Annotated in this window: 22 protein-coding genes, 1 pseudogene and 2 riboswitches; of the genes and pseudogenes, 14 read left to right on the top strand and 9 right to left on the bottom strand. The window is 49.3% G+C overall.

Annotated elements, in window-relative coordinates:
• Window positions 1–15 precede the first annotated feature (15 nt).
• From H569_RS0107820 to H569_RS0107835, 4 genes and pseudogenes are all read right to left on the bottom strand, one after another.
• On the bottom strand, window positions 16–1203 hold the full coding sequence (locus H569_RS0107820) for an SAM-dependent methyltransferase (protein WP_081410926.1): 1188 nt from the start codon (window positions 1201–1203) through the stop codon (window positions 16–18).
• A gap of 119 nt (window positions 1204–1322) precedes the next feature.
• Window positions 1323–2169 (bottom strand): annotated as a pseudogene (locus H569_RS21735) (phosphopyruvate hydratase).
• A 91-nt stretch (window positions 2170–2260) separates the two neighbouring features.
• A riboswitch (Fluoride riboswitch) is annotated at window positions 2261–2323 on the bottom strand.
• Window positions 2324–2393: 70 nt separating this feature from the next.
• Window positions 2394–3557, bottom strand: coding sequence for an MFS transporter (locus H569_RS0107830; RefSeq protein ID WP_027364545.1), 1164 nt, complete (start codon window positions 3555–3557; stop codon window positions 2394–2396).
• A gap of 84 nt (window positions 3558–3641) precedes the next feature.
• The gene (locus H569_RS0107835; protein WP_051273442.1) at window positions 3642–4175 is read right to left on the bottom strand and encodes a Chromate resistance protein ChrB; all 534 of its coding nucleotides are present in this window, start codon (window positions 4173–4175) and stop codon (window positions 3642–3644) included.
• Window positions 4176–4555: 380 nt separating this feature from the next.
• Window positions 4556–4613: riboswitch (Fluoride riboswitch) on the top strand.
• Window positions 4614–4689: 76 nt separating this feature from the next.
• Between H569_RS0107835 and H569_RS21740 the strand changes: the two genes are divergently transcribed.
• The 7 genes from H569_RS21740 (at window position 4690) to H569_RS0107875 (ending at window position 11015) form a co-directional block, all read left to right on the top strand.
• Complete coding sequence (locus H569_RS21740; RefSeq protein ID WP_081410927.1) at window positions 4690–5292, top strand: helix-turn-helix domain-containing protein; 603 nt, start codon at window positions 4690–4692, stop codon at window positions 5290–5292.
• Complete coding sequence (locus H569_RS0107850) at window positions 5293–7110, top strand: dynamin family protein (RefSeq protein ID WP_027364547.1); 1818 nt, start codon at window positions 5293–5295, stop codon at window positions 7108–7110. It begins immediately after the preceding gene.
• Between the two features lie 5 nt (window positions 7111–7115).
• Complete coding sequence (locus tag H569_RS0107855; protein WP_309294779.1) at window positions 7116–7577, top strand: HAD family hydrolase; 462 nt, start codon at window positions 7116–7118, stop codon at window positions 7575–7577.
• Between the two features lie 183 nt (window positions 7578–7760).
• The gene (locus tag H569_RS0107860; RefSeq protein ID WP_034629951.1) at window positions 7761–8882 is read left to right on the top strand and encodes a cation:proton antiporter; all 1122 of its coding nucleotides are present in this window, start codon (window positions 7761–7763) and stop codon (window positions 8880–8882) included.
• Window positions 8883–9026: 144 nt separating this feature from the next.
• Complete coding sequence (locus H569_RS0107865; RefSeq protein WP_027364550.1) at window positions 9027–9455, top strand: universal stress protein; 429 nt, start codon at window positions 9027–9029, stop codon at window positions 9453–9455.
• A 37-nt stretch (window positions 9456–9492) separates the two neighbouring features.
• Window positions 9493–10530 (top strand): hypothetical protein, encoded by a 1038-nt coding sequence (locus H569_RS19655; protein WP_034629884.1) that lies wholly within the window; start codon window positions 9493–9495, stop codon window positions 10528–10530.
• Window positions 10531–10583: 53 nt separating this feature from the next.
• Entirely contained in the window at window positions 10584–11015 is a 432-nt protein-coding gene (locus H569_RS0107875) for a universal stress protein (protein ID WP_027364551.1), read from the top strand.
• A gap of 182 nt (window positions 11016–11197) precedes the next feature.
• Here H569_RS0107875 and H569_RS19660 read toward each other — a convergent pair whose 3' ends face one another.
• Together H569_RS19660 and H569_RS0107890 are read right to left on the bottom strand one after the other, a co-directional pair.
• A complete protein-coding gene (locus H569_RS19660) occupies window positions 11198–11620 on the bottom strand; it encodes a fluoride efflux transporter FluC (RefSeq protein ID WP_051273443.1) in 423 nt (140 codons plus the stop codon).
• Window positions 11621–11636: 16 nt separating this feature from the next.
• Window positions 11637–12065, bottom strand: a complete 429-nt coding sequence (locus tag H569_RS0107890; RefSeq protein ID WP_034629888.1) for a universal stress protein — start codon at window positions 12063–12065, stop codon at window positions 11637–11639.
• A 514-nt stretch (window positions 12066–12579) separates the two neighbouring features.
• On the opposite strand from H569_RS0107890, the gene H569_RS0107895 reads away from it, so the two are divergent.
• A complete protein-coding gene (locus H569_RS0107895) occupies window positions 12580–13590 on the top strand; it encodes a helix-turn-helix transcriptional regulator (RefSeq protein WP_027364553.1) in 1011 nt (336 codons plus the stop codon).
• 564 nt (window positions 13591–14154) lie between these two features.
• Here the strand turns inward: H569_RS0107895 and H569_RS23580 are convergent.
• The gene (locus H569_RS23580) at window positions 14155–14397 is read right to left on the bottom strand and encodes a hypothetical protein (protein WP_220427498.1); all 243 of its coding nucleotides are present in this window, start codon (window positions 14395–14397) and stop codon (window positions 14155–14157) included.
• 27 nt (window positions 14398–14424) lie between these two features.
• A complete protein-coding gene (locus tag H569_RS0107900) occupies window positions 14425–15162 on the bottom strand; it encodes a hypothetical protein (RefSeq protein ID WP_157833486.1) in 738 nt (245 codons plus the stop codon).
• Between the two features lie 245 nt (window positions 15163–15407).
• Between H569_RS0107900 and H569_RS0107905 the strand changes: the two genes are divergently transcribed.
• The 5 genes from H569_RS0107905 (at window position 15408) to H569_RS0107930 (ending at window position 22780) form a co-directional block, all read left to right on the top strand.
• Window positions 15408–16070 (top strand): hypothetical protein, encoded by a 663-nt coding sequence (locus tag H569_RS0107905; RefSeq protein ID WP_027364555.1) that lies wholly within the window; start codon window positions 15408–15410, stop codon window positions 16068–16070.
• The gene (locus H569_RS0107910) at window positions 16070–16732 is read left to right on the top strand and encodes an ABC transporter ATP-binding protein (RefSeq protein WP_034629892.1); all 663 of its coding nucleotides are present in this window, start codon (window positions 16070–16072) and stop codon (window positions 16730–16732) included. The genes H569_RS0107905 and H569_RS0107910 overlap by 1 nt, the downstream gene beginning before the upstream one ends.
• Window positions 16729–17391, top strand: coding sequence for an ABC transporter ATP-binding protein (locus H569_RS0107915; RefSeq protein ID WP_027364557.1), 663 nt, complete (start codon window positions 16729–16731; stop codon window positions 17389–17391). The genes H569_RS0107910 and H569_RS0107915 overlap by 4 nt, the downstream gene beginning before the upstream one ends.
• Before the next feature lie 2 nt (window positions 17392–17393).
• Complete coding sequence (locus H569_RS0107920) at window positions 17394–20054, top strand: FtsX-like permease family protein (protein ID WP_034629895.1); 2661 nt, start codon at window positions 17394–17396, stop codon at window positions 20052–20054.
• Between the two features lie 1070 nt (window positions 20055–21124).
• Window positions 21125–22780, top strand: coding sequence for a long-chain fatty acid--CoA ligase (locus H569_RS0107930; protein ID WP_027364559.1), 1656 nt, complete (start codon window positions 21125–21127; stop codon window positions 22778–22780).
• A gap of 1253 nt (window positions 22781–24033) precedes the next feature.
• On the opposite strand, the gene H569_RS23080 is transcribed toward H569_RS0107930, so the two are convergent.
• Window positions 24034–24507 carry an SWIM zinc finger family protein gene (locus tag H569_RS23080; protein ID WP_238492495.1) on the bottom strand — a complete coding sequence of 158 codons (474 nt, stop codon included), beginning with the start codon at window positions 24505–24507 and terminating at the stop codon, window positions 24034–24036.
• 111 nt (window positions 24508–24618) lie between these two features.
• Between H569_RS23080 and H569_RS0107945 the strand changes: the two genes are divergently transcribed.
• A partial coding sequence (locus H569_RS0107945) for a transposase (RefSeq protein ID WP_027364562.1) occupies window positions 24619–24867 on the top strand: 249 nt, incomplete at its 3' end.

The raw sequence follows: 24867 nt of genomic DNA on the forward strand, positions 1-24867 counted from the left end.
GCCAGCTGTTCCAGTTTAAGCATATACCTGCTCCAGCGTTAGCGGCAGGCTGTTATTAAGTCCCTTGGAAAACAGCATCTGGTAGACATCCAATCCCGATGTCCTGAAGGAAGCGGCGCAGCTGCGCAAGTATAAACTCCACATGCGTACGAACCGCCGGCCGAATTTTTCTTCAACGTCGGCAATATGGTTGCAGAAATTCTCATACCACCGGTCCAAAGTCATGGCATAGTGCATGCGCAGGCTTTCTATGTGCAAGGTATGAAAATCATATTCCGGCAAAAGCCACACTGTTTCCCGCAGGGAAGGAATATAGCCGCCGGGGAAAATATAAGTGTCTATCCAGGAATTGACGGGGTTTTCATTCACCCCGGAAATGGTATGCAGCAGGGACAGCCCGCCGGGAACAAGCAACTTGTTTACTTTTTCCATGTATACGGGCAAGTTTTCTTTACCCACATGTTCAAACATGCCGACGCTGACTATTTTGTCAAACTGGTATTCTTTTTCATCCAGGTCCAGGTAATCAAGCAGTTTGACTTCGACCCGGTCACTTAAACCCAATTGACTGATACGCTCTTTAGTGGCCCGGAATTGTTCTTCGCTGATCGTAATGCCCAGTGCCCGCACGCCGTACTGTTGGGCCGCCCGGATAATCAGCCATCCCCACCCGCTGCCTATATCCAGCAGGCGCTCCCCGGGCTGCAGCTGCATCTTTTTGAGGATATGGTCTATCTTTTGTATTTGGGCCTGGTGCAGCGAGTCCTGGGGGGTTTTAAAATAAGCGCAGGAATAGCTCATGGTTTCATCCAGCCACAGGGAGAAAAAGTCATTGCCCAGGTCATAATGGTGACGGATGTTTTGTTTTTGCTTAAGCCTGGCGGCCGCGCCGCCAAGTGTTTTGATGGCGGAAAACGCTTTACCTTTGAGTCCGTTGGAGGTAAAATTATGCTTGTTTAATTCCGCAATGCGGATTATCTCCTCCAGGCTGCCTTCGAAATCAATAATTTCGTCCATATAGGCCTCACCAAAGGATAACACTGGGTCTTCCAGATTAAAGGACAGGGGCAGCGGCTTGTGGAAAACCAGCTTCACCCGGGGGATACCCGTACCATACCGCACCTCTTCGCCGTCCCAATATTTAACCTCGAAATCACCTTCGCTAATTTTCTCAAAAAATGATTTAAGCAATTGTTTTCTCATTATAAAACATCTCCTTGCGTTAGCTTGAAGTCTTTCATTGCGAGGAGCGAGATTGCTTCGCCACGCTCGCAATGACAGTGGCTGATGATACCCCGGTTAAAGCACAGTGTCGCCAATAATTATCTATACGCTTTATATATGTTGCCCCCGCTGAAGGTAGAATAGCTTAATGACTCCTCTATTCTCAATAGCTGGTTGTATTTGGCCACTCTTTCGGATCTTGAAAGAGAGCCGGTCTTGATCTGGCCGGCGCTTGTTCCAACAGCGAAATCAGCAATAAAAGTGTCTTCGGTTTCCCCCGACCGGTGGGAAATAACCGTGGTGTATCCTGCTTTTTGGGCCATAGACATGGTTTCCAGGGTTTCTGTTATAGTTCCGATCTGGTTAAGTTTAATTAAGATGGAATTGGCGATGACTTTTTTTATTCCCTCATCAAAAATCCTTAAAGCTGGGCGCTCCCGCGGGTACAATTAAGAACTCCTGGGTATCAATATTATTATCGGCGTGCTTGCCGCCATTAAGCACATTCATCATGGGAACGGGCAATTCATAAGCGGTCACCCCGCCCAGGTAGCGGTAGATGGGTATCCCGAGCATGGAGGCGACGGCCTTGGCGGTGGCGATGGAAACGCCTAAAATGGCGTTGGCCCCCAGTTTGCTTTTTTCCGGCGTGCCATCAAGTTCAATCATGGCATAATCCACGGCAGACTGGTCAAAGGCATCCATGCCGGTTATCTGCGGGGCAATAATGGAATTGACGTTATCAACCGCCTGTAAAACGCCCTTGCCCCCAAACCGGTCGGGGTCTTTATCGCGGAGTTCGAGCGCCTCCCTTGTTCCCGTCGAGGCGCCCGAAGGTATGGCGGCCCTGCCCATAAAAGCGTCTTCCAGAGTTACTTCCACTTCTATGGTCGGGTTTCCGCGGGAATCAAGGATTTCCCTGGCTGTTACAGCAGTGATTTTCATAAAAAAGATTCCTCCTTGGTAAATAGGTTTTGAGCTTAACTTTTGAAGAAATTTTATTACCTATGTATAAACACAAAACAGCTCCTACCACAAGTTGGTAGGAGCTGTTAGCCTGACCGGCGGTTCTACGGCGGGCCCCATCGCCTGACTATTTTTTGGTTATTTTATATTACCTTGGTTTGGATAGTCAAGAAATTCACTTGATATTGAATTTATTAAAAAGCTTAACCGGCCTGCCTGGTGTCCTCCAATTTCAACACCGCCGCCAGGCCCAGCGCCGCCAAAAGGCCCATCACGCTCCCAAAATAAAACGTATAGGCAGCGCCAAAATAGTTCCAGATCAAGCCGGCCAAAAGGGATGCCGGCAGCAACCCTATGCCCACTAAAGTAGCGTGCAGTCCCAGCATGGTGGCCCTGTGCTGTTGCGGCGCCACATCGGCCACCAAAGCTTTTTCCACGCCTTCCGTAATCCCGTTATACAGCCCGTAAATAATGAATAGCAGCCAGAGATGGCCGGCATCGTGCACCCGGGCAAAACCAAGGTATACGGCACTATAAATTAAATACCCAGCAATCAATAACCGCCGGCGGCCGATTTTATCCGATAACGCGCCCGCCGGGAAGGAAACAAGGGCGTAGCTGACGTTAAATACCAGGTACAGCAAAATAACCTGCGCCGTACTCATGCCCAGGTCCGAAGACCGCAAAAGCAAAAACTGGTTGGACGAATTGCCCAGGGCGAAAAGAAATACCACAATTAAAAAACCTTTTAAACGGGGGTTTAAGGATTGCCAGTTCAGCGATAAATCCTTGGACCCGGTTTTCTGCATTTTCCCTTTGGCCTCCCGCACCAGCGCCAAAACCAGCACCCCGAGGAAAGCCGGAACCAGTGACCAGATGAATACATGGCGGTAATTCCCATGATATGATGTAAACAAGTAATAAGCCAGAGCAACACCGGTTACTGCTCCGGCGGTGTCCAGCGCGCGGTGCAGTCCAAAGGATTTGCCCTTTTTATCCGGGTCGGTGGAATCAGCTATAATGGCATCCCGGGGGGCGGTCCTGACGCCTTTGCCGAAACGGTCCCCGATGCGCCCCGCCAGCACCCAACCCCAGGAAACCGCCGCAATGATGAGAATTTTGGCTACCGCGGAAGATGCGTATCCCGCTATGGCCAGCGGCTTGCGGCGCTGCAGCTTATCCGATACCCGGCCGGAGTACACTTTAAGCAGGGAAGCCAGGCTTTCGGCAAATCCCTCGATTAACCCGACAACGGCCGGGGTAGCCCCCAGCTGCTGCACTAAAAACAACGGGATTAAAGGGTAGACCATTTCGGAGCCTATATCGGTTAATAAACTGGTCAGGCCGAGGATAATTATGTTAAACATTTAAAACTATACCACCTTTCCGTCATCATGGTTTCCATCATATGTTATTGTTATTGGCGTCAATTCCAACCGGCCCAGCCAAAGCTAATTATCTTGCTCCATATCCTCCCGGGCGAACACCCGGTCACCGAAGTCATCCAGGCAAGCCCGGCACGTTGCCAACAGCTGGTAGGCTTTTTCCTGCAGGAATGAAGTGAAATAATCCCGCCCCCGTACTTTTTCAAACCAATTGTATAGTTTTTTCAAGTCCTCTTCATTTTCTTCCAGCTCGGCATAGGTAAAATGCATCGCCTTTGTTTCAGCATCTATTTCATAGAAAAAATCAAAGCACTTCTCTATTACCTCGGCGTATTCTTCGTCCCTGATATCGTTAAACAAACTAATGATTTTGTTTTCCGGGCCGATAAAATCAGCCTTGATTAAATATCCCTCACCGCCGTAATTCTCAATTTCATTTTTAATCTTACGGAAAATCCGTTCGGTTTTTTTGTTAAAAGGTAGGATACAAACTGAATTTTGCAGGTAAACCGCCCCGATTTCTTTAATTTTTCTCCAAACCGAAGCCCTGTACCGGGAGGGCTCAGCCGGTATTTTGTAGATTAAAATCAACCATTCCACAATGCCACCTCCATAAGTTGGGGACTTTCCTTTTGCGGCGGCCGGACAGGGCCGTCCACCCCTACAAATTTGCGTATGGCCTTATTATTTCATTAACAATAGTTATAAACATTATTAAACCATTGCACACAATTGTCAATACTATAAAAAATTCAATCCATCGCGTGATAATTCGTGATAATTGAGGAGTGAAACGATGTAGCAACCCATAGCGCAAAGGGCAGTTTAATAACAATTGTTAAATGACAAATTAAACATTACAAATCAAAGAATGGCACAGAATTACCGAGCACAATTATATGGGATGGTTATAATCATTATTATTTGCAGAATATAACAATTGACTATTTCTTTCCGGGCAATTACATTTGTTATAAGTTAAATATTACAGCGATGGAGCTCGCTTAACGCTGCAAAGCTAATAGCTCCTACCACCCTTGCCGGGTTTGGTAGGAGCTTTTTAATTTACCGCACAAGCCGGGTATGTAATTGGTTGGCTTTACCGGAGCATCATGTGAAAGGTGATTTTATGCAAACATTCGGCAGTTACCTGAAACAGCTCCGCAATAAAAACAACTTGACCCAAAAGGAGCTGGCCCGTTTAGCGGGGATAGACCCCAGCACTTTATGCAGGCTGGAGCAGGGCAGCAGAAAACCAACCCCGCGCATGGTCAAAAAACTGGCCAGAGCGCTGGAACATCCGCTGGCGGAATTGACGGCCCGGGCGGAACTGGAGCAAATTCCTGAAAACCTGCCTGTGTTTGCAGAACGGCTGCACCGGCTGCGTAAACTATCCGGCCTGACCCAAGAACAATTGGCGGAAATACTGGACTGCCATAAATCCGTGCTGGCCGGCTGCGAATCCGGGCGCAGGCCGCCAGGTTACCTGCTGTCTTTAAAAATTGCCAGGTATTTCAATGTCAGCCTGGATTATTTGTTTGGGTTGACGGAAAGCAATAAAAACGGCAATCAAGCCGGGTTAACCGCGGAGCAGGAAGCAGTCTTGAGCATTTTAAATAACCTCCCGTTATTAGCCCAAAAAAAATTTATCTTCGATTTAAAGTGGTGGCATGACTTTTTTAAAAAACACAATAGCGGTCAAAGGGGTGATTTATAAATGGCAGTGGAATACGCCCGCGCTAAACAGGAAACTGTAAGCGCCCTGAAAGTGTTGGAGAAGCTCTCCGCAGGCCGGGGCAACCAAGTTTTAGCCGCTTACCTGGAAGAACAGCAGCAAAAACTGGTCAAAGACAGGTTTCATTTGGTTGTCCTGGGACAGTTCAAAAGGGGCAAAACAACTTTTTTAAACGCCCTGCTGGGCGATGAGGTGCTGCCCACCGGCGTGGTGCCGCTCACATCCATTGTGACTTTAATTGAATACGCGGAGCAAATGCAAATTACCATTTATTTTGAAAATGGCGCAACCAAGCCAATAACCCCGCAAGAGCTACCGGAATACGTAACAGAAGAAGGCAACCCGGGCAATAGTAAAAATGTGCGCCATGTGACCCTGGCCTACCCTTCCGCTTACCTGAAAGACGGTGTGCTGTTAATCGATACGCCGGGCGTGGGCTCGATCTATAAGAACAACACAGATGAAACATACAAATACTTGCCTATGGTCGACGCCGCTATTTTTCTGCTTTCATCCGACCAGCCCATCAGTGAAGCGGAATGTGAATTTCTTACCAAAATCAGCCGGTATTCCGCCAAAACCTTTTTTATTCTGAACAAAATAGATTACCTGAAAGGCAGCGACAGGGAAAAAGCCCTGGATTTTACTAAAAAAACGCTGGCGGAGCAGCTGGGCTATCACCGGGTGCAGGTTTACCCCCTGTCCGCCAAGCTGGCGCTGGAGGGCAAAATAACCGGCGACCGGGTAAAACTGCAAAACAGCCTTTTGCCCCGGTTTGAGCAGGAGCTGCAGCATTTTTTAATGCGGGAAAAGGGCCAAACCGTGCTGGCGGCGGCCATCACCAAGGGCATCAACGCTTCCGGCGAACTGAAACTGAACCTGGAATTGGAGCTAAAAGCGCTGGGAATACCGCTGCAGGACCTAAAGAAAAAGGTTGAACTATTTGATCAAATGGTGCGGCAGCTGGAACAGCAGCAGCTGGACAACAGCTACTTATTGAAAGGAGAAGTCGACCGCCTGTTGGCCGCAATGGAACAGGAAATCACCAGGTTTCGCGCAACCCGCCGCGAGCTGATCGAGGCGCAAGTCAACCGGGCCTGCCGGGAATGCGGACTGGGAGGCCGGCTGCTGATCGGCCACCTGGAAAATATGATCTATAATGCTGTGGAAAAAAATTTAAAGGAATGGTACCCGGAGCTGGACCAAAAGGTCAGCCAGGGATTTGACGACCTGGTGCAAAGGTTCACCGGCAAAACCAACGAGATAGTGGAAGAGCTGCTCAAGCATTCCGCCAGCATTTTTGAGATTAGCCTGGAGGGCTTTACCAAGGTGGAACGGCTGACGTCCGAAAGCAAACTCTACTATATTTTAGGCGATGAGCCGGGGCTGCTGCTGCCCGACCCCATCCAAATCACCGCCGCCGTTCTGCCCCGGTTCATTTCCGGTCCCATCATCCTGCGGGAAATGACGGCCAAGGTGGATAAGGAGCTGGACCGCAACTGCGGCCGGGTGCGGTACGACATGCGGGAGCGGGTGGAAAAAAGCGTGCGCCTGTTCGCCAGGGCTCTGGAAGAAAAGTTCCAGGCGGTGGTCAGCCAGACGCGGGCCGTGCTGGAACGCGCCCTGGCCCAAAAAGAATCGGGCGAAAAACATACCGGCGCGGCCGCGGCGGAAATTCAAAAGCAGCTGTTAATCGTCGAGCAGGTTAAAAAAGACCTGGTTAACTTGCAGAGCTTAATTAAGTTGGATGAGAGCGCCGGCGGGCGAATCATCCCCATCGAAAGGAGGTGTGAAGCTTGATTTCCGTGGATATACCCGGCCGCGGCACGCTGCAGCTAAAATATATTGTGCTTGATTACAACGGCACGATGGCCAAAGACGGCATGCTGCTGCCCGGCGTTGAGGAAAGGTTGAACCGGCTCAGCGAGAGTATTGAAGTACATATCCTGACTGCCGACACCTTCGGCAAGTGCCGGGGTGAGTGCAGGGGCATCAAAGGCGCCGTTCAGATTCTGACCCAACCGGTCGGGGGCAAAGAAAAAGAAGCCTTTGTGGAAAGTCTGGGGGCGGAGCAAACCGTGGCGGTAGGCAACGGAGCCAACGACAGGTTGATGCTGGCGAAAGCGGCCCTGGGCATTGTGATTTTAGGGCCGGAGGGAACCTCCGTGCAGGCGCTGCAAAATGCCGGTGTGGCGGTAAAGGATATCAATGAAGGACTGGAGCTGCTGCTGCAGCCCAAACGATTGATTGCAACCCTGCGTTTATAATGAGTGTTATAATGTAGTGTTAAGTTAAGTTGCGGGTGTCTGACATTGCCCGGCTTTGCTCACAATATAAACATCACCGGAGGCAATTGATAGGTTAAATTTTTTTTACCTATTCTTTTATTCTGACTTCTGACTCCTGACTTCTATTAGCTATAGCTATTTTAGGGGGGAATACCGGTGAATATGTGGTTGGACGCGTCACTTTGGGTGGGCCTGGCTCTGGTTGCGGCGCTGTTTTCCGTGCGGCTGGGCATATCCGTGGCGCTTACTGAGATTATGGCCGGCGCTATCGGCGGCAATTACCTGGGCTTACACATGCTTCCCTGGGTGGAATACGTGGCGGGCTTCGGAGCAATATTGCTCACCTTCTTGGCGGGTGCGGAAGTAAACCCGTCAGATCTTAGATATAAATTCAAGGAAACTGTTTTAATCGGTTTTATTTCTTTTCTGTTTCCTTTCCTGGGGGCGTTTGCCTTTGCTTATTATGTAACCGGCTGGACGTTGAACGCTGCTTTAATAGCCGGCATCGCCCTTTCCACCACTTCCGTGGCCGTGGTTTATGCGGTGATGGTGGAAACCGGCCTCAACGAAACGGAGTTGGGTAAAATCATTCTCGCCGCCTGCTTTATCACCGACCTGGGCACGGTGGTGGCTTTGGGCATCTTTTTTGCCAATTACGACTGGTGGCTGGCCGTTTTTCTGCTTGTTTCCTTGATCGTCATCGCCCTGACACCCTTTACAACCAGGTGGTTCATTCAAAAGTTCGGCAACCAGGTCAGCCAGATGGAGGTTAAATTTGTCTTTCTGTTGCTATTCGGCCTGGGCGGCCTGGCGCTCAAGGCCAACAGCGAGGCGGTGCTTCCCGCTTACCTGCTGGGCTTGGCCGTGGCCAAAATTTTTATGCAAAACAAGCAGGTGATGGTTAAAATGAGGGCGATGGCCTTTGCCATGCTGACCCCGTTTTATTTTCTTAAAGCCGGGCTGTTTATATCTTTTTCCGCCGTGATAGCCGGTTTCGGCTTAATCCTGGTGCTGCTGGCGGTAAAAATGGCCGCAAAATTCCTGGGGGTGTGGCCGTTGACCAAAGCGTTCGGGTTTACTTCCCGGGACGGCATGTACACCACCCTGCTCATGTCCACCGGGCTTACCTTCGGCACCATTTCCGCCCTGTTCGGGCTCAGCCATAAAATAATCGACCAAAACCAGTATACTATATTGGCCACGGTGGTGGTGTCCAGCGCTATAGTGCCGACGTTGATCGCCCAGGCCTTTTTCAGGCCCAAAACAGAAATGGCTTCTCAATAACCGCAGGGGGATACCCCATCCCCTTCCCCATCCGGTTTGCGCTGATCAAGCCCTACCTAGCGGCAGCCGTAGTTGTGGCAAAATATATCTTCGACCTGTTTGTTGATGGGCTAAAGTTTAGTTTTTCCCAAAAGGGGGAAGACAATGATTAATCAACTACTATTAGCCGTGGACGGATCGGAAAACGCCTACCGGGCTGCCCAATTTGCCGTTAACCTGCTGCAAGCCATCCCCAAAGCCCAATGCACAATTTTAACCGTCCTGACTTTTACTGAGGAGGAGGCCCGGTTCCTGGGCGCACCAGCGGCAGAGTATAATTTATCCGCCGGCCAAAAGGTTGATGGCCAGCTTGGAAAGATAAAACAATTATTTCACCGGGCCGGACTGCAGCCGGAAATTGCGGTCCGGCAGGGCGATGTGGCCGGGAACATTCTGAATTATGCCCGGCAGAACAATTGCGACTTAATTGTTGTCGGCACCAGGGGGCGCGGCGTCTTTAAAGGTGCGCTGCTGGGCAGCGTGAGCCGGAGGGTGATCCGGCAGTCGCACTGCCCTGTATTGGTGGTTAAATAGTCGAAAAATATAAAATTTTAGGGGGCAGGTGTAATATATGGGCTTGAAGTTGAACTTAGTGCGGGAAGAAGCGGTTTTGCTTGACCCCGGGTCAAATTTTGCGCCTAAAAAAATAATAGTGGAAAAGCGTTTCGACCCGTTGACCGGTGATATGAGCAGAGTCGTCAGCTTTAAAAAATTTCAGCTACCAATTGTTGATTGGTCCCAGGCAGTGCAACGATCATTGCAAAACCCCTGCCCGTTTTGCGGGGAAAACCTGAACCAAATGACACCACAGTTCCCCAAAGATTTTATTGAAGAAGGTCGGCTAGGGGTAGGCCGGGCCACGGTGGTGCCGAACCTTTCACCCTATGACCGCTATTCCGCTGTGGTGGTTATGGCTCCCGACCATTACGTTTCCCTGGAGGAAATTAGTTTTGATTTGGTTAATGATTCTTTTGGAGCCGCCGTCTTATTTTTGCAAAAGTGTGCCGCTAAAGACGCCGCAGGGGCGGCTTACATGACCGCCAATTGGAACTACATGCCTTACTCCGGCGGCACCCTGGTCCACCCGCACCTGCAGGTGCTGGCCGGGCCTTCCCCGGGCAATTACCACCGCCGGTGCACCGCCGGGGCGGCAAGCTTCGCCCGGCAAACCGGCAAAGATTTTTGGGCTGAATTGATTCATTATGAAAAAACTGAAGGGGTGCGGTACTTGGGCCAAACCGGGGAGGTGCACTGGCTGGCCACGTTTGCCCCCCGGGCCCTGTGCGACGTGACCGCAGTTTTGCCGGCCCGCAAACTGGATGAGCTTAATGGTGAATTAATGTCAGACCTCACCGGCGGCATTATCAATATGGTTCTTTTTTTTCAAGCAGTCAATATTGCTTCTTTTAACGCGGCACTGTTTGTCAGCAACCAGGCGGTGCCCGGCGCGCGGGTTTTCCTGCGCATGGTGGCCCGGTTCCCGCTGATTTATCCGGCCGGCAGCGACATGAGTTACCTGCAGGTTATTCATGCCGACCCCTGGACGGTGTGGTCGCCGGAATATGTTTGCTCAATGGCTCAAAAATTTTTCAGCCATAGCAATTATTAGTTGCGACCACCGTTTTGATAGTATTCTAATTCCAGGAATGGAGGTCCTGTGAAATGTTCAAGAAAATATTAGTGGCCTATGACGGTTCGGCGCATGCCCAAAATGCCCTAGAGGTTGCCATTGACCTGGCGCAAAAATACAGCTCATTCATCGGAGTTGTTTCCGTAATTAATTTGCCGGACTTTGCCGGCACCGTGAGTGAGGTCGATGATATTATGATGAAAGCCAATGAGTTTTACCGGGAGCACCATGCGCAGGTAGCAAATTTGCTGCAGCAAAACCAGGTGCCTTTTCAGCTACATATTGAATACGGCCATTCCGGCAACAAAATTGTCAAATTTGCCGGTGAAAACAAGTTTAATCTAATTTTAACCGGCGCGCGCGGCCATAATAAAATTCAGCAGATTATCCTCGGCAGCACTTCCAGCTATATTGTCCAGCACGCTCCCTGCGCGGTGATGGTTATTAAACAGTTACAACTGTAGTCTCCCCAATATACGGCTCAGAACAAAGTCAAGTCAGACCGGGCTGTTGAGATCCAATTTAAAAACAGTAGATGGCACACCAGCAAGCCAAGGGCAAAACTGCCCAGCATATTAACCACAAAAGTACCCAGCGGAAAATCTTTGTGGCGCCCAAAAACCAGCCGGCGCCGACTGCAACCAAATCAACCATTTCTCTCTTCCTTTACACTCAAGCCGGTCCATCTTTCACCCCAGCCGGTGGTTAAGATGTATTGCCCCGTGGCATAACCGGACCAGGTAAAAATAAGTCCTGCCAGAAGGGTCAGCCCCAGGTAAAGCAACGCTAAAAAAGCTGACGATTGAAAAAGCATGATGCCTTCCACACTGAGTGTTGAAAAAGTGGTAAAAGATCCGATAAAGCCTGTGGCAACGGCCAGTACAAAATATGACTGGCCGCTTAATTTATGCATCACCAGGGTGAGAAATAAGGCAATAAAGAAACACCCCGCCATATTTACGGCAAAAGTCCCCCAGGGCAGCAAACCATTGTTATTTAATAATAAACTCACGGCATAACGGGCCAGCGCGCCTAAAATTCCGCCCATACCAACGCTGATAAAGCGCAATTGCATCACCTTGTTTTTATTTTACTACGGTTACCGGGCAGTGCGCCAAGTGCATAACCTTATTGCTGACACTGCCCAGCAGCATCCCTTTTACATTACCCAGCCCACGGGTACCCATGACTATAAGATCAAAACCATTTTCCCCGGCATATTCAACTATACTTTTGGCTGCGTCCCCCTGCAATATAACCTTATCCACTGCTAAGCCCGCGTTATTAAATAATTCCACAGCACCCTGCAGGATACGCCCGGCATTGATTTGCAGCGCGTTGTCAAATTCCGCGTCGCTGACACCGAGGAACTCCGCCTCATCCCTGGTGAAGGACGCCACTATTATTATGGCACACCGGGCCTGAGGTATGCTTTTATGCAAATCAACAGCAAACTCAGCCGCCCGCAGCGCATTTTGTGATCCATCAAAGGCGAGAAGAATTTTTTTAATCAAATACAATTCACCTTCCCACAAGTTACAACAGCTAAAATATAATGAGTAATTGATACATATTGATTATATCATGCGGTCCCCCAAAGTCCACCTTCCAGAGGCAGAAGCGGCAAGACCCGCACCCATTGCTTGCGCTGCCGGCACAAAACAGCCGCCGGTTTTATTTTGCTTGGGATTCCAACAAAATTTCTACCTCAAATGAAATACCTTGATTAACAGGTACCATTTAACCGGCATTTATTCGTTATCCAAAAGGAATAATATTTTTAACAAAAAATGAGGAGTTGGAAATAATATGGTGCAACTTGGCAATTTTCATTTCGGAAGAGCTGAAACCGCTAAGCCGAGAAAACCCGGAAGAACACTGGTCGGGCCGGGTACCGGGATGAGAAAGACGTGTTTATTGTAAATAGCAGTCGATAAAGGAGGATAATGCAAATACCTGGTCGTATTTCCCTTTGCAGGAACAATATTACTGAGAATAGATTCCACCAAGTGCAAAGGGGGACAACAAATGGCCGGTTCCAACCCGGAAACCACAAAGGCGCTGCGGGTAGCCAAATTACTGGACCTGCTGAACAAGAAGAGCCCTTATGGGGGCGTTTCCTGCAGGGAGATGGCTGAGGCTTGCGAAGTCAGCACCAGGAGCATTCACCGCTACCTGGACCATATTGAAAACGACTTGAGAATTCCGCTGGTCAGGCCGGAAAAAAACACCTCCAGAAAAGAGGGGCTGTACCGCCTGGACGCAGGCTACCTGCCTCCAATCAGCCCGGAAAAAGCCCTGATTATTTTCTTGAGCTTGCTACAACAAAAGGGCTCCGCCCTAGCCGGCCACATCAGTGAAATAAAGGACGTTCTGTTGGGTACGCTTTTCAAATACAAGTATTCGCCCCAAAGCCTGCCGGTGGAGCAGCTGCAGGAACGGATCCATATAGTGGAGGAGCAACTGGTGGACCCGGCCGGCGTTGGCCGGATTTTTGCCGTGCTGGCGCAGTCACTCCGGGAATGTTACCGGGTAAAGCTGTTTTACTTTTCTGCCCACAGCAATCAGAATACAGAGCGAGTCGTAGAGCCCTACGGCTTAATCTGCAAGCGGCATAACTGGTACCTGGTGGCCCGCTGCCTCACCAGGAAAGCAATCCGCGTCTTCCGGGTGGACCAGATCAATGACGTATTCCCTTATTCATCGGAGCGTTTTGTATACCCAACGGACTTCTCCTTGAAAGAATACATGGCCCGTAGCTGGGGCGTGATCAATGACGGGGAAAGCTGTAAAGTCAGGCTGAAGTTCAGACCGGAAGTGGCCCACCGGGTTAAAAAGCTGGTTTATCACCCCTCACAGGTGATAGAAAAGCAGCTTGAAGACGGGTCGGTGATAATGTCCTTTGAGGCCTGCGGCCTAGCTGAGATGAAAACGTGGATTGTACAGTGGGGTGAGATGGTGGAGGTACTGGAACCGGATTGGCTCCGAAAAGACATGCGGGAGAGTGCCCACAGGCTGCTGGCACTATACAAAGTGTAGGGGCGGTGGAGATCCCGCCTCATTGAGCTATTAATTGTAACATAATTATGACATAATTATATGCAAAATACAAGATAACTGGATTTACAAGGAGCGGAGGAATACATCAGAACTCACATCAAAGCAGCAGGAGAAAGTAATGAGATTTTCACCGGTGAGGCTGTCAGGGAAATCCATGCCTACTGTTTATTTTGGGAAATTCCCGGCAGTTTATCGTGAGAAGCAACACTCTGGCCATATGCTGATTCCATAACCACCCCTCCCATCTAATAACATTTATTTACTACATTGTATCTTAATCCTTTATTAAAAAACAATGCCTGAAGCTCCAAACCGGTGAGTTCATTTTGCCGCCTCTCTTCCGGTTGGAGTTTGAGTTTTTCTATTTATAGGCATAGCCTTTTTTATTCACACCCGCATAGCGGGTGGTTTACTAAAACATACAAAAAAATCACAAGCGGCACTGGGCCTAGTGCCGCTTGTTACTGATTTGTTGCAAATAATAGCGTAAAGAGAGTTTTATTCATTTAAATCATAATACACTAAAGTCAAAATGAGAAGAACCTATTTGCCATTGATAGTCAACACTTTACTAGTGCTAATTCCATAACTATTGGTTGCCACTATAGTTATGGAATTATTACCTTGAGATAAGTCTACCGTAGACTGAAACTTACCTGTTTTATCTATAGTGGTCTGGTAAACATGGCTTTTCATTTTGGTGCTAGCATTGGATCCGTTTAGGAATACCTGTACCAGGTTGCCCGGTTGAGTTATACCTTGAACTGTTACCTGATTGGTTTTGATCGCGCCGGAGTTGTATTGGGGTACTGTTCATTGAATAGTGGGTGGCGGCGGGTTGAAAGTAATAATTTTAGTTTGGGTGTATTGCATATTGTTGTGTTCTACTACAAAATCAAACTTGTTTTTGCCTGGCTTTAAATATTCATATAACAGGAAACTACCGTCCTGGTCTACCAACGCTTTTACCCCGTTAATATAAATAACGCTGTTGGGTAAAGTAATCCCACTTAATTTTACCTGGGGTGAGCTAACAGTAGATGGAGTAAGAATATTTATCGACAATGGTTGGCTGTAATTTATTGTTCTGGTCTCGTGGGCTAGCAGTAAATCATTGTTACCGTAGTATTTTAAATCTATCTGGTTGGGACCGGGTTGTAACGTAATTGTTTGCTTGTAATTGCCTTTGGCATCAGTATTTACGGTAATATTGTTGATCATTAGTTTATTGCCGGCTGGGATGGTACCCTGGGCGGTAATACTGTTGTTTGCTGATATGTTTGGTAAATTAACAGGTATGCTGGTCGGTGCCAGACTAGTTTGTGTTATTTTATTTGAGATTGGCGGCTTGGCTGATTGTGTGCCGTTAGCAGTCGGAGTGGGAAGATTATTGATTTTATGCGTATTGGCGTTGGCGCACCCCGCTAGCAGAAAAATAACTGTAATAATACCCAAAATAAATTTATTTCGATTAACCAAATTAAGTCCTCCTTTGTATTTAAACGCACCACCAGGATATTTGTTTGATTCAGCTTTCCATGTTACCACCACCCTGCTTTATTCCTTTCTAATTGTAAGTCCCAAAAATTAAAATATGATTAAATTTTTTTCTAATCTTATTTTAATGTAACTCTAATAATTATCTAAATCTTCGTGGTTAAAGTATGGATAGATGCTAAAAAGACAGAAATAGCAAGGGAGGGGTTTTGTTTGTTTCAATAGGCTTTAAATTGTTTTGCTAGTAAATCCTTTAAATTTGAGCTTGATGTAAATTTTAAAATTTCGGAGGTCTTAGAATGGCTAAATTAAACAAATTCTGGCTGCTAACGCTAACCATAGCTGTTATAGTAGCCTTTGCTGCCGGCTGTGGTTCCGGCGGTTCGGTGCCCACACAAAATAACGCGGTTCCCCAGCAACAACAACAGCAACGGCAACCGCAGCAGCAGGCGGCAGCCTCGCAGGGCGTTGAGCAGCCGGTGGCACCGGAAAAGAACCCCCCCGGCGATATACCGGATACCCAGGTATTCGTCAATTACAGTCCGGCTTCGGGGATATATAAAATAGACGTGCCTGAAGGCTGGGCGCGCACTGTTGCCGGTGATAATGCAACCTTTCAGGATAAGCTGGACGGTTTAAGTATTGAAATTACCAAAGCTGCCGGTCCCATTACCGAGCAAAGCGTGCTGAAGGACCAGGTGCCGGCACTGAAAAAAGCGGAACACGCGGTACAGGTGCAGAGCGTAAGTAATGTCAAGCTGGCCGGCGGTCCGGCTGTGCTGGTGGTATACACCTCTAATTCTCTGCCTGACCCGGTAACCGATAAGAAGGTACGACTGGAAAACAACCGCTACTTCTACTATCAAAAGGGAAAGCTGGCTGTGTTAAACCTCTATGCTCCCCAGGGCGCCGACAATGTTGACCAATGGAAGCGTATTTCCGACAGCTTCAGGTGGCAATAATGGATAAGGTTCTGGAGGCCTTTGACCTTTATCGTTTTTACCACGCCGGTGAAGAGGAAACCCTGGCTTTACGGGGGGTAAGCATTCATCTGGCGCCAGGAGAGCTGGTGGCGGTGATGGGGCCGTCCGGCAGCGGCAAATCCACACTGCTGGCCTGTCTGGCAGGACTTGACGAGCCAGACGGGGGCTATGTGCAGCTGCTGGGCCGGCGACTGACCCGCCGGCCCCAAACCGAGCGTGCGGCCATGCGGGCCAGGAAAATGGGTATTATGCTGCAGTCCGGTAATTTATTTGATCACCTGACGGTGGAGGATAATATCCGTCTATCCATGCAGCTGGCCGGTAAAGTCAACCAGCAGCGCGTTGGTGAATTGCTGCAGTTGGTGGGGCTAAAGGAGCGCAGTCGAGCGCGCCCCGCGCAGCTCTCCGGCGGGGAGGCGGCCCGGGCGGCGCTGGCGGTGGCGCTGTCCAATACGCCGCCGGTGCTGCTGGCGGATGAGCCCACCGGCGAAGTGGACGTGGAAACGGAGAAATATTTGCTGGCCCTGCTAGAGGATTATACAAAGGGCGGCGGCGCGGCGCTGGTAGCCACCCATAGCGCCAACCTGGCGGCCCGGGCCGGTCGCATCGTGCACCTGCTGGATGGGAGGACTACTGGATGATTAGTGAGGTATTGGTACGTATGCAAAACCTTAGCCGCACCTATTGGCGAGGCAAGATGTCCGTGCAGGCTCTGGTTGATGCCACGGGTCTGGTCAGGCCCGGGGACCGCATTGCCCTTGTGGGCCCGTCGGGCAGCGGCAAATCGACATTGCTGCAGCTGATGGCCGGCCTGGATAAGCCAACTGATGGCGAAATTACCTGGCCGGTCCTGGATGAGTTATCCGGTCTGCTACCCCGACAGGTAAGTGTAGTTTTTCAAATGCCCAGCCTTTTGCCCCCCCTGTCGGTGCTGGAGAATGTAGAACTGCCAATGTTGCTGGGGGACGCAAGTGTCGAGGAGGCTCGCCAAACCGCCCGGGAAATGCTTGATATATTTAATTTGCATGAATTAGCCGATAAGCTGCCGGAGGAATTGTCCGGCGGTCAAGCGCAGCGGGTGGCGATGGCGCGGGCCCTGGCCTGCCGTCCTCAGCTGCTGCTGGCCGATGAACCTACGGGCCAGCTGGACCGGCACACCGCCCGGCATATGTTTGATGTTTTATTTAATTTTTTACAGGGTTCTGGTACCGCCCTGGTGGTGGCCACCCATGACCCGGCCGTAGCCGAGCGCCTGGCTGTCAATTGGCGTATGCAGCACGGCGTATTGGAGGTCAGTTAATAATGTTTATTTTGTCCTGGATGAAAGGATTATTCACGTACCGGTCGAGCCGGTTGTGGTGTGCAATGGTAGGGGTGGCCCTGACCGTGGGCCTTTTGGCTTCCACAGGTACGTTTATTGCCTCGGGGGCCGCTTCCATGACCAAGCACGCGGTGGCCGGTGTGCCGGTGGATTGGCAGGTGCAGCTGGCCCCCGGAGCCAGTGTTGGCGCGGTGAAAAAGGCGGTGTCCCAAACCGTGTTCTATTCGGCGCTGGAACAGGTTGGTTATGCTGACGTGTCCGGCTTCACAGCGGCCACCGGCGGCACTGTACAGACTACCGGGCCAGGCAAGGTGCTGGGCATCAGCGACAGTTATATACGCTCTTTTCCCGCCGAACTGCGCCGGCTGACGGGGGCGGCACAAGGGGTGCTAGTGGCCCAGCAAACCGCAGCCAACCTGCATGTCCAGGCAGGAGATACCGTGGTTATGCAGCGGATCGGTCTGCCAGCAGCAAAGGTTAAGGTCGCGGGTGTGGTGGATTTACCCGATGCCGACGCGCTATTCCAGGCAGTTGGTGCCCCCCCCGGCGCCGCCCCCCAGGCACCGCCGGATAATGTAGTGCTGCTGCCGGCCCCGCTATGGCACAGCCTTTTTGATGGTCAAGCCGGTTTGCGTCCTGATACGGTGCGCACCCAGCTGCACGTCAAATTGGCACAGCCATTGCCATCTGCCCCCAGCGACGCTTACATTTATGTGCAGCGGCTGGCTAATAACCTGGAAGCCCGCCTGGCGGGCAGCGGCCTGGTGGGAGACAACCTGGCGGCCCGGCTGGCCGGCGTGCGGGAGGATGCCCTTTACGGGCGGGTGCTCTTCTTATTCCTGGGCTTGCCTGGTGTGCTGCTGGCGATGTGGCTGACCCTGGCCGTGACAGCGTCGGGGGCTGCGCGTCGACGCCGGGAACAAGCATTACTCAGGGTGCGTGGGGCTGCCATAGGTCAGATTATGGGCCTGGCTGTTCTGGAGGCGCTGGTTGTGGCTTTTGGCGGCGTGCTGCTGGGCACTGTGCTGGCCCTGGGCACCGATAAACTAATTTTGCCGGCCGGTGTACTTGTGCATAAGCAAATAATTACCTGGACGGTTGGAGCGGCCATTGCCGGGCTGGTGCTGGCTGCTGTGGCGGTACTATATCCTGCCTGGGTGCAGGCGCGTCACCTAGCGGTGCTGGCGGGCCGGGCCCCACTGGGGCGCGCAGGTGTCCCCTTGTGGCAGCGTGCGTATGTCGATTTAATTATCCTGGCTGCAGGTGCTGTGGAATTATGGCATACTGCCGGCACTGGCTATCAACTTGTGCTGGCACCGGAAGGGGTAGCCAGTGTTTCCGTGCACTACGAAGCCTTTTTAGCCCCGCTATGCCTGTGGCTGGGCGGTATGCTGCTGATCAGCCGTTTGGGAGAAGGCTTTTTAAAACATGGCCGGGGATGGCTGGCCAAGACACTTAAGCCGGCAGCCCAAAAGCTCTCCGGATTGGTGGCCGCCTATCTGTGCCGCCAGCGGGGACTGGTAACACGGGGCATGGTGTTGGTGGCCCTGGCAGTATCCTTTGCGGTATCCACTTCCGTTTTCAATACTACGTATAACGCGCAATCCCGGGTGGACGCGGAATTAACCAACGGTGCCGATGTAACGGTCACTGGTTCCACAACCGCCCCGGCCGGCAGTAGGCTGGCTGCGCTGCAGGCCCTCCCCGGTGTTGCCGCCGCGCAGTCTATGATACACCGGTTTGCTTATGTGGGCAGTGATTTGCAGGATATTTACGGTATTAATCCACTGCAGATCGGTAAAGTGACCTCTATATCCAACAGTTATTTCGGCGGGGGCAATGCCCGGGCGACCCTGGCGGCGCTGGCCCGGCAGCCCGACGGGGTGCTGGTTTCCGAAGAAACGGTGCGGGATTTTCAATTGCACCCGGGCGACCTCTTGAGGCTGCGTTTGCAGAACAGTCGGGATCACAGTTATCATCCAGTGACCTTCCACTTTGTGGGGGTGGTCCGGGAGTTTCCCACTGCGCCCAGGGATTCATTTTTGGTAGCTAATGCTTCTTATTTGGCCCGGGTCACGGGCAATGACGCCAGTGAAATAGTTTTAATGCGGTCGACCGGAAACCCTGCGGCGCTGGCGGCCCGGGCCCGACCTGTTGTTAGCTCTCTGGCCGGCGCCAGGGTGACTGATATCGGCTCGGCGCAGCGGTTAATCAGTTCCAATTTGACAGCAGTTAACTTAAGGGGACTAACGCGCCTGGAACTGGCTTTTGCCGTGCTGCTGGTGGCCGCGGCGACGGGGTTGATACTGGCGCTGGGGCTGTCTGAAAGACGGCGCACCCTGGCTCTGCTGGCGGCACTGGGAGCCAGGGGCCGGCAGTTGGGTGCTTTTATCTGGAGTGAAGGCCTGGTCATGCTGATCGGGGGAACTTTGCTGGGCACAGTGCTGGGCTTTGGTATTGCTCTGACTTTGGTAAAAGTTTTAACTGGTGTTTTCGATCCGCCGCCGGAGTTTATTACTGTACCATGGGGCTATCTGGGGCTGCTGCTGGCAGCGGCGGTAACATCCACTGCAGCGGCTGTGCTGGGCATCAAGACGGCAGCCGCCCGGCCGGCGTCACAAGAACTGCGCAATTTGCTGTGATACCAGTGTAACTGCAGTCTTCGAAGGTTGTTATATACAACAAAATTTGTGGTTTAAAGTTAAGTCTTAATTGTCACCCGCGAATGATTAGTTAAAACTACCGGCGGAATGGCTCAGAACATTTCATGGTTGGGCCAACCTCCGCCGGTTGTTTTAGTGGCAGCAATAGGTAGATTGTTCATATATTTAAAATTCGACTATTTTTTGCATTTTCCTCTTAAGCTACGTTAATTATCGTACCCCCTCATCTCCATAATGCTTTCGCAGGTAGCCTATTAATCCTTTAAAATTAATATTATTTATTTCTTTTTCCATCATAATTTTCTCTTTCATTATTTTGGTACCTCCTAAGTGAACATTAGGACATACAAGCTTTGATAATGACATGTTCCTATGCAACTCTCATTGCATTAAGTTTTTTGTTTTTGAAAAACACCTGCTTATTGCCTTCGGGAACAATGTCGAATTGTCTAACATCCATAAAAAAATAATAAAAGGATCTTGCAAATTCCCGTAAGTTAAGTCTCATTCAAAACTAAATTTCAAAACCCATGGCATAAGAAAACAATATAAAACCACGTCAAGGAAGAATTCCTAGCAGGGCTATTTTAATAGGCTTCACTAGCCAAGGGGAATAAGTATTCGCTGCGGCCGGTGTAATCCTGATAAATAATTTTGTCCTGGATGTGGGATAATTGTCCTGCATTCAGGACGCTTTATCAAGGCATGCAATTTTATATAACGCTTGCATTATTGATGCTCTTTGGCTGGTAATGTCCCGAGTCCAGGACATTTTTATGCCAATCTCAAGTTTTAAAAAGTTCGTATAAGAAAAAACCGCTTAATTTTGAATTGACGATTTTGGTGATAATATTTTGGTGATAACACTTGTTTGCTTAATAAATAATTAACTAAAGCAGAATCTATCTAAAGTAGTCATCTTTAGAGAAATTGCTATATTAGATAAAACAGCTGGCATAAACCTTGCGTTAGGTTGTCTCAAACTAATTTTTTGAAAATTTTTAATTTGATTTATATAAAAAATATTAATTTAAATGTGGGAGGTTAAAATGAATATTATAAAAGGCTGTCCATCAACATCAATGAACGACTATCAGCTTAATACCACTACCATCATCAGACATGCTGCAAGGAATTTTCCTGAGCGGGAAATAGTCTACCGTACTTCACAGGGAATCTTTCGCTATAACTACGCAGAAGCCTACGAAAGGATCCAAAGGATGGCCAACGCCCTGGGCAAGATTGGGGTCAGCGCCGGGGACAGAGTTGGTGTACTTGACTGGAATAGCCACCGGTTTTACGAACTATATTTTTCGATTCCCGGTACCGGAGCAGTGTTACTGCAGATGAATCTACGCATAACACCGGAAGATCTGATTTACGTGACTAACCATAGTGAGGCCAAAATTGTTTTTGTGGATGAATCCCTTTTACCGGTGGCGGAAGCTATCGCCCCAAGCCTTAAAACAGTACAGGGTTACGTGATCATGACAGATAAAAATTTAGCCGAAATAGATACAAAATTAAATCCTGTATATAGTTATGAGGATCTGTTAAAAGAAGCAGACCCGAATTATGATTGGCCCATGATTGATGAAACCGCCGCCTACAGCGCCTGCTACACCACCGGGACCACCGGAAAACCCAAAGGTGTGTATTATTCCCATCGTTGCATTTACTTGCACGCTATAGAAGCAATTTGTTATCTAAGCATGTCATGGAAGGATTCTTATATGCAAATTGTACCTATGTTTCATGCTCAGGGCTGGGGATTTTTCTTCTCGGCTACATTCATAGGGGCTAAGATTATCTTACCGGGGCGCTTTATGGTAGAGAATTTAGGGCCGCTGGTCGATTTGATGATTAAGGAAAAGGTTACAGTAGGTTGTGGAGCCCCCGCCATTTTTATGCCAATGCTAAATTACATCAGAACACTTGAAGAAAAGCCTGATTTCAGTGGTGCCAGATTCGCATCCGGGGCCACGGAGCCACCCCTGGCTATGATCAGGGGTTGGAAGGAACTTACCGGCGCTGATATTATTCATGCCTATGGTTCTACTGAAACCACTCCGCTGGCAACCTTTAACCTGGTTAAACCAGATTGGAAAGATAAATTATCTGAGGAGGAAATATGGGACCTGAAGCGCAAGCAAGGACTACCGGTAACAGGGCTGGATATCAAAATTGTAGACCCTGAAGGCAATGAACTGCCCAGGGACGGTAAATCCTCCGGTGAAATATTAATAAGGGGCCCCTGGATTACCGGTAGTTATTATAATGATCCGCGGACGCAGGAGTGTTTCCTGGACGGTTACTGGAAAAGCGGAGATGCCGGAACCATCGACCCTAATGGTTTTCTTAAAATAACTGATCGGGTGAAAGACCTGATCAAGAGCGGCGGTGAATGGATTTCTTCCGTTGATTTGGAAAACACCATCATGGGCCATCCAAAGGTACTCGAGGCAACCGTTACGGGTGTCTATCATCCCAAGTGGGAGGAACGGCCCCTTGCTTTTGTGGTTTTAAGAAATGAATTTAAGGGCCAGGTTACCAAGGATGAGATCATTGACTTTATATCGCTCAAGTTCGCCAAATGGCAGTTACCGGATGATGTAGTTTTTATTGATGAAATACCCAAAACAAGCGTGGGTAAATTCAAAAAATCGGTCTTGCGAGAACAGTATAAAGACTATTTAACAAAATAATAAGATACGGCTTTAATAGCTTTCAATAACAAAACGGTGGCAGCCTCTATGGGGAGATTCTGAAAGACCGGCAAGGCTTTCCAGAATCCCCTTGTTTTTATTCATGCAAAAAGTTAACCGATCGGTGAGGTCGGTTGGCCAGGTATAGTAGTTAACAGGGCCATTATGGTCTGTCTAAACAAAGAAAATCATATTCCCTATGACCGTCTTTCAAGGTCAGCAAAGACATCTTCGGTATTCCGGCCAGTTGTGGCGAGATGAATAGAATTTTGAGTGCTTGAGTTTTGATTTCTTAAAAATTCTTTCAGCCAATTGCAAACCAAAATCATAATAGCAAAATGTGCTTTTCCCATACTAATGGCGTATTCATTACCATTTGGAACAGCAATAAGCATTACTGCGAAATAGCTTTTGTTAGTGGGAGGACTCTCTAAATTAATAAAAGAAGAGTATAAATTAATCCACTCTATTTCTGCATCATCTCATCTCGCTTAGTTGGGTCAACTTTGAAAATATTATAATTTGGCATATATATCCCTCCTAAATAGCGAGATTAACGTTAACGATCCTCATCATCGCGGAAGAAATAGACGCGAAATGGATCATGGTATTAAGAGCGTATTTTGTGGCCTACTGCCCTATAATTCAATCAAGAACATTTCACCAACTTCCAAATTATAGACATTAGTTAAATATATGGATGATGAGAACCAAAAACGTTCGCATACATAATCAAAACTCCTTTGTCGGCATAGTAGTTTTTTTGATTCTTTTTAAAAGAAATCAGATTTCTTATGTCTTATATTATTATAGAAAGTCTTCGTTTCAGGATAGACCGTTATTTGCAGCTGGCCGTTACCGGGGTAAGGTCAGCAGAGATGGCCCATAAAATTAGGTTCTTTCAATAAAACAAGATGGAACCATAACAATATACCCGCTAGACTTGAAAAAAATAAGCAAGTAAACTACTACCCGATTAATAAACATAATGAATTTCTACGGTTACAAAAACAACAAAGCCGTAATTCCTTATCCCGCAAGGAACTACGGCTTTTTAACTACCCGCATTACAAAAACCAATAAAAAACGCGAGTTTCAAAGACTCGCAATCAACTACCAAATTTTGGTGGAGGAGGGCTGTACCCAGCCGCAACCACAGACACACCTAATCCTCACTTATCAATATTTTATAGCGATCCACGCCCTTAAACAACCGATACTAAACACACCGCCGCGACCAAAAAAGGGGCGCCTCAGCACCTGCAACTGCGGTGCGCGCTGCGCGCCGCCGCGGCGGCTGCCAGCTCCGACACGGCGGCAAAAGCGATGTGCTTGCACAGCACCCCGCGCTTGACCGCATCTTCGCAGCTGCACCGCGCTGACCCACCGCGGCCACGCCGCTCGATAACCACCATGTACTGCTTGTTGCCATGCTTCACGTACCTCTCAACGCACTCTGCCTTCCGCTCCTTGCACTCCCACTGCCAGCCGGCCTGAATGCCCGCCAGTGCGCGGCCAAACCGCCCATCATCAACCTTACCCAACAGCCTTCTCAACATCTTACACAACCTCCCGTTTTTCTTCCGACCACCGCTGCCGGTACCGGTGTCAAGGGCCGGAGCAAAAAAATTTCGTTTTTCCCTGCGGAGCGAAGCGCAGCAGGGGCATACTGGCCGACATGCACAGGACCCCGGTGCCCGGGCATGCAAGTACAATAAGGGCCACACATGATCAGGCCCTGCTCACCACCTGACCGGGCTAAACCCCCCTGTGTCAGAATAGTTGTCATAGACCTCTAAAAAAACTATAGTTAGTAATGTAAACAAGGAGGAAACACTATGACGAGATACAGTGAAGAATTCAAATATACAATTATCAAAAGAATGATGCCACCCCAAAACGAATCAGTTAGCGCCATATCAAGAGAAACAGGACTATCTGAGGCCACGCTACACAGCTGGAAGAAAAAAGCCAGGGCAAACGGCATAGCAGTTCCAGGTGGCGAGCCTGAAGTGGAAAAGTGGAGCACACAGGATAAATTCCTAATAGTAGTTGAAACAGCTTCCTTTAGCGAGATAGAAATGGCA

The organism is Desulfotruncus alcoholivorax DSM 16058 (assembly GCF_000430885.1).
Taxonomy (GTDB): Bacteria; Bacillota; Desulfotomaculia; order Desulfotomaculales; family Desulfallaceae; genus Desulfotruncus; species Desulfotruncus alcoholivorax.

Excerpts from the sequence above, each read along its gene's own strand:
- H569_RS0107820 (WP_081410926.1), bottom strand. The coding sequence starts at position 1,203 with ATGAGAAAACAATTGCTTAAATCATTTTTTGAGAAAATTAGCGAAGGT.
- H569_RS0107915 (WP_027364557.1), top strand. The coding sequence starts at position 16,729 with ATGATTAGTGAGGTATTGGTACGTATGCAAAACCTTAGCCGCACCTAT.
- H569_RS0107865 (WP_027364550.1), top strand. The coding sequence starts at position 9,027 with ATGATTAATCAACTACTATTAGCCGTGGACGGATCGGAAAACGCCTAC.
- H569_RS0107910 (WP_034629892.1), top strand. The coding sequence starts at position 16,070 with ATGGATAAGGTTCTGGAGGCCTTTGACCTTTATCGTTTTTACCACGCC.
- H569_RS0107930 (WP_027364559.1), top strand. The coding sequence starts at position 21,125 with ATGAATATTATAAAAGGCTGTCCATCAACATCAATGAACGACTATCAG.
- H569_RS0107895 (WP_027364553.1), top strand. The coding sequence starts at position 12,580 with ATGGCCGGTTCCAACCCGGAAACCACAAAGGCGCTGCGGGTAGCCAAA.
- H569_RS0107920 (WP_034629895.1), top strand. The coding sequence starts at position 17,394 with ATGTTTATTTTGTCCTGGATGAAAGGATTATTCACGTACCGGTCGAGC.
- H569_RS0107850 (WP_027364547.1), top strand. The coding sequence starts at position 5,293 with ATGGCAGTGGAATACGCCCGCGCTAAACAGGAAACTGTAAGCGCCCTG.
- H569_RS0107860 (WP_034629951.1), top strand. The coding sequence starts at position 7,761 with ATGTGGTTGGACGCGTCACTTTGGGTGGGCCTGGCTCTGGTTGCGGCG.
- H569_RS0107905 (WP_027364555.1), top strand. The coding sequence starts at position 15,408 with ATGGCTAAATTAAACAAATTCTGGCTGCTAACGCTAACCATAGCTGTT.
- H569_RS0107830 (WP_027364545.1), bottom strand. The coding sequence starts at position 3,557 with ATGTTTAACATAATTATCCTCGGCCTGACCAGTTTATTAACCGATATA.
- H569_RS19655 (WP_034629884.1), top strand. The coding sequence starts at position 9,493 with ATGGGCTTGAAGTTGAACTTAGTGCGGGAAGAAGCGGTTTTGCTTGAC.
- H569_RS0107875 (WP_027364551.1), top strand. The coding sequence starts at position 10,584 with ATGTTCAAGAAAATATTAGTGGCCTATGACGGTTCGGCGCATGCCCAA.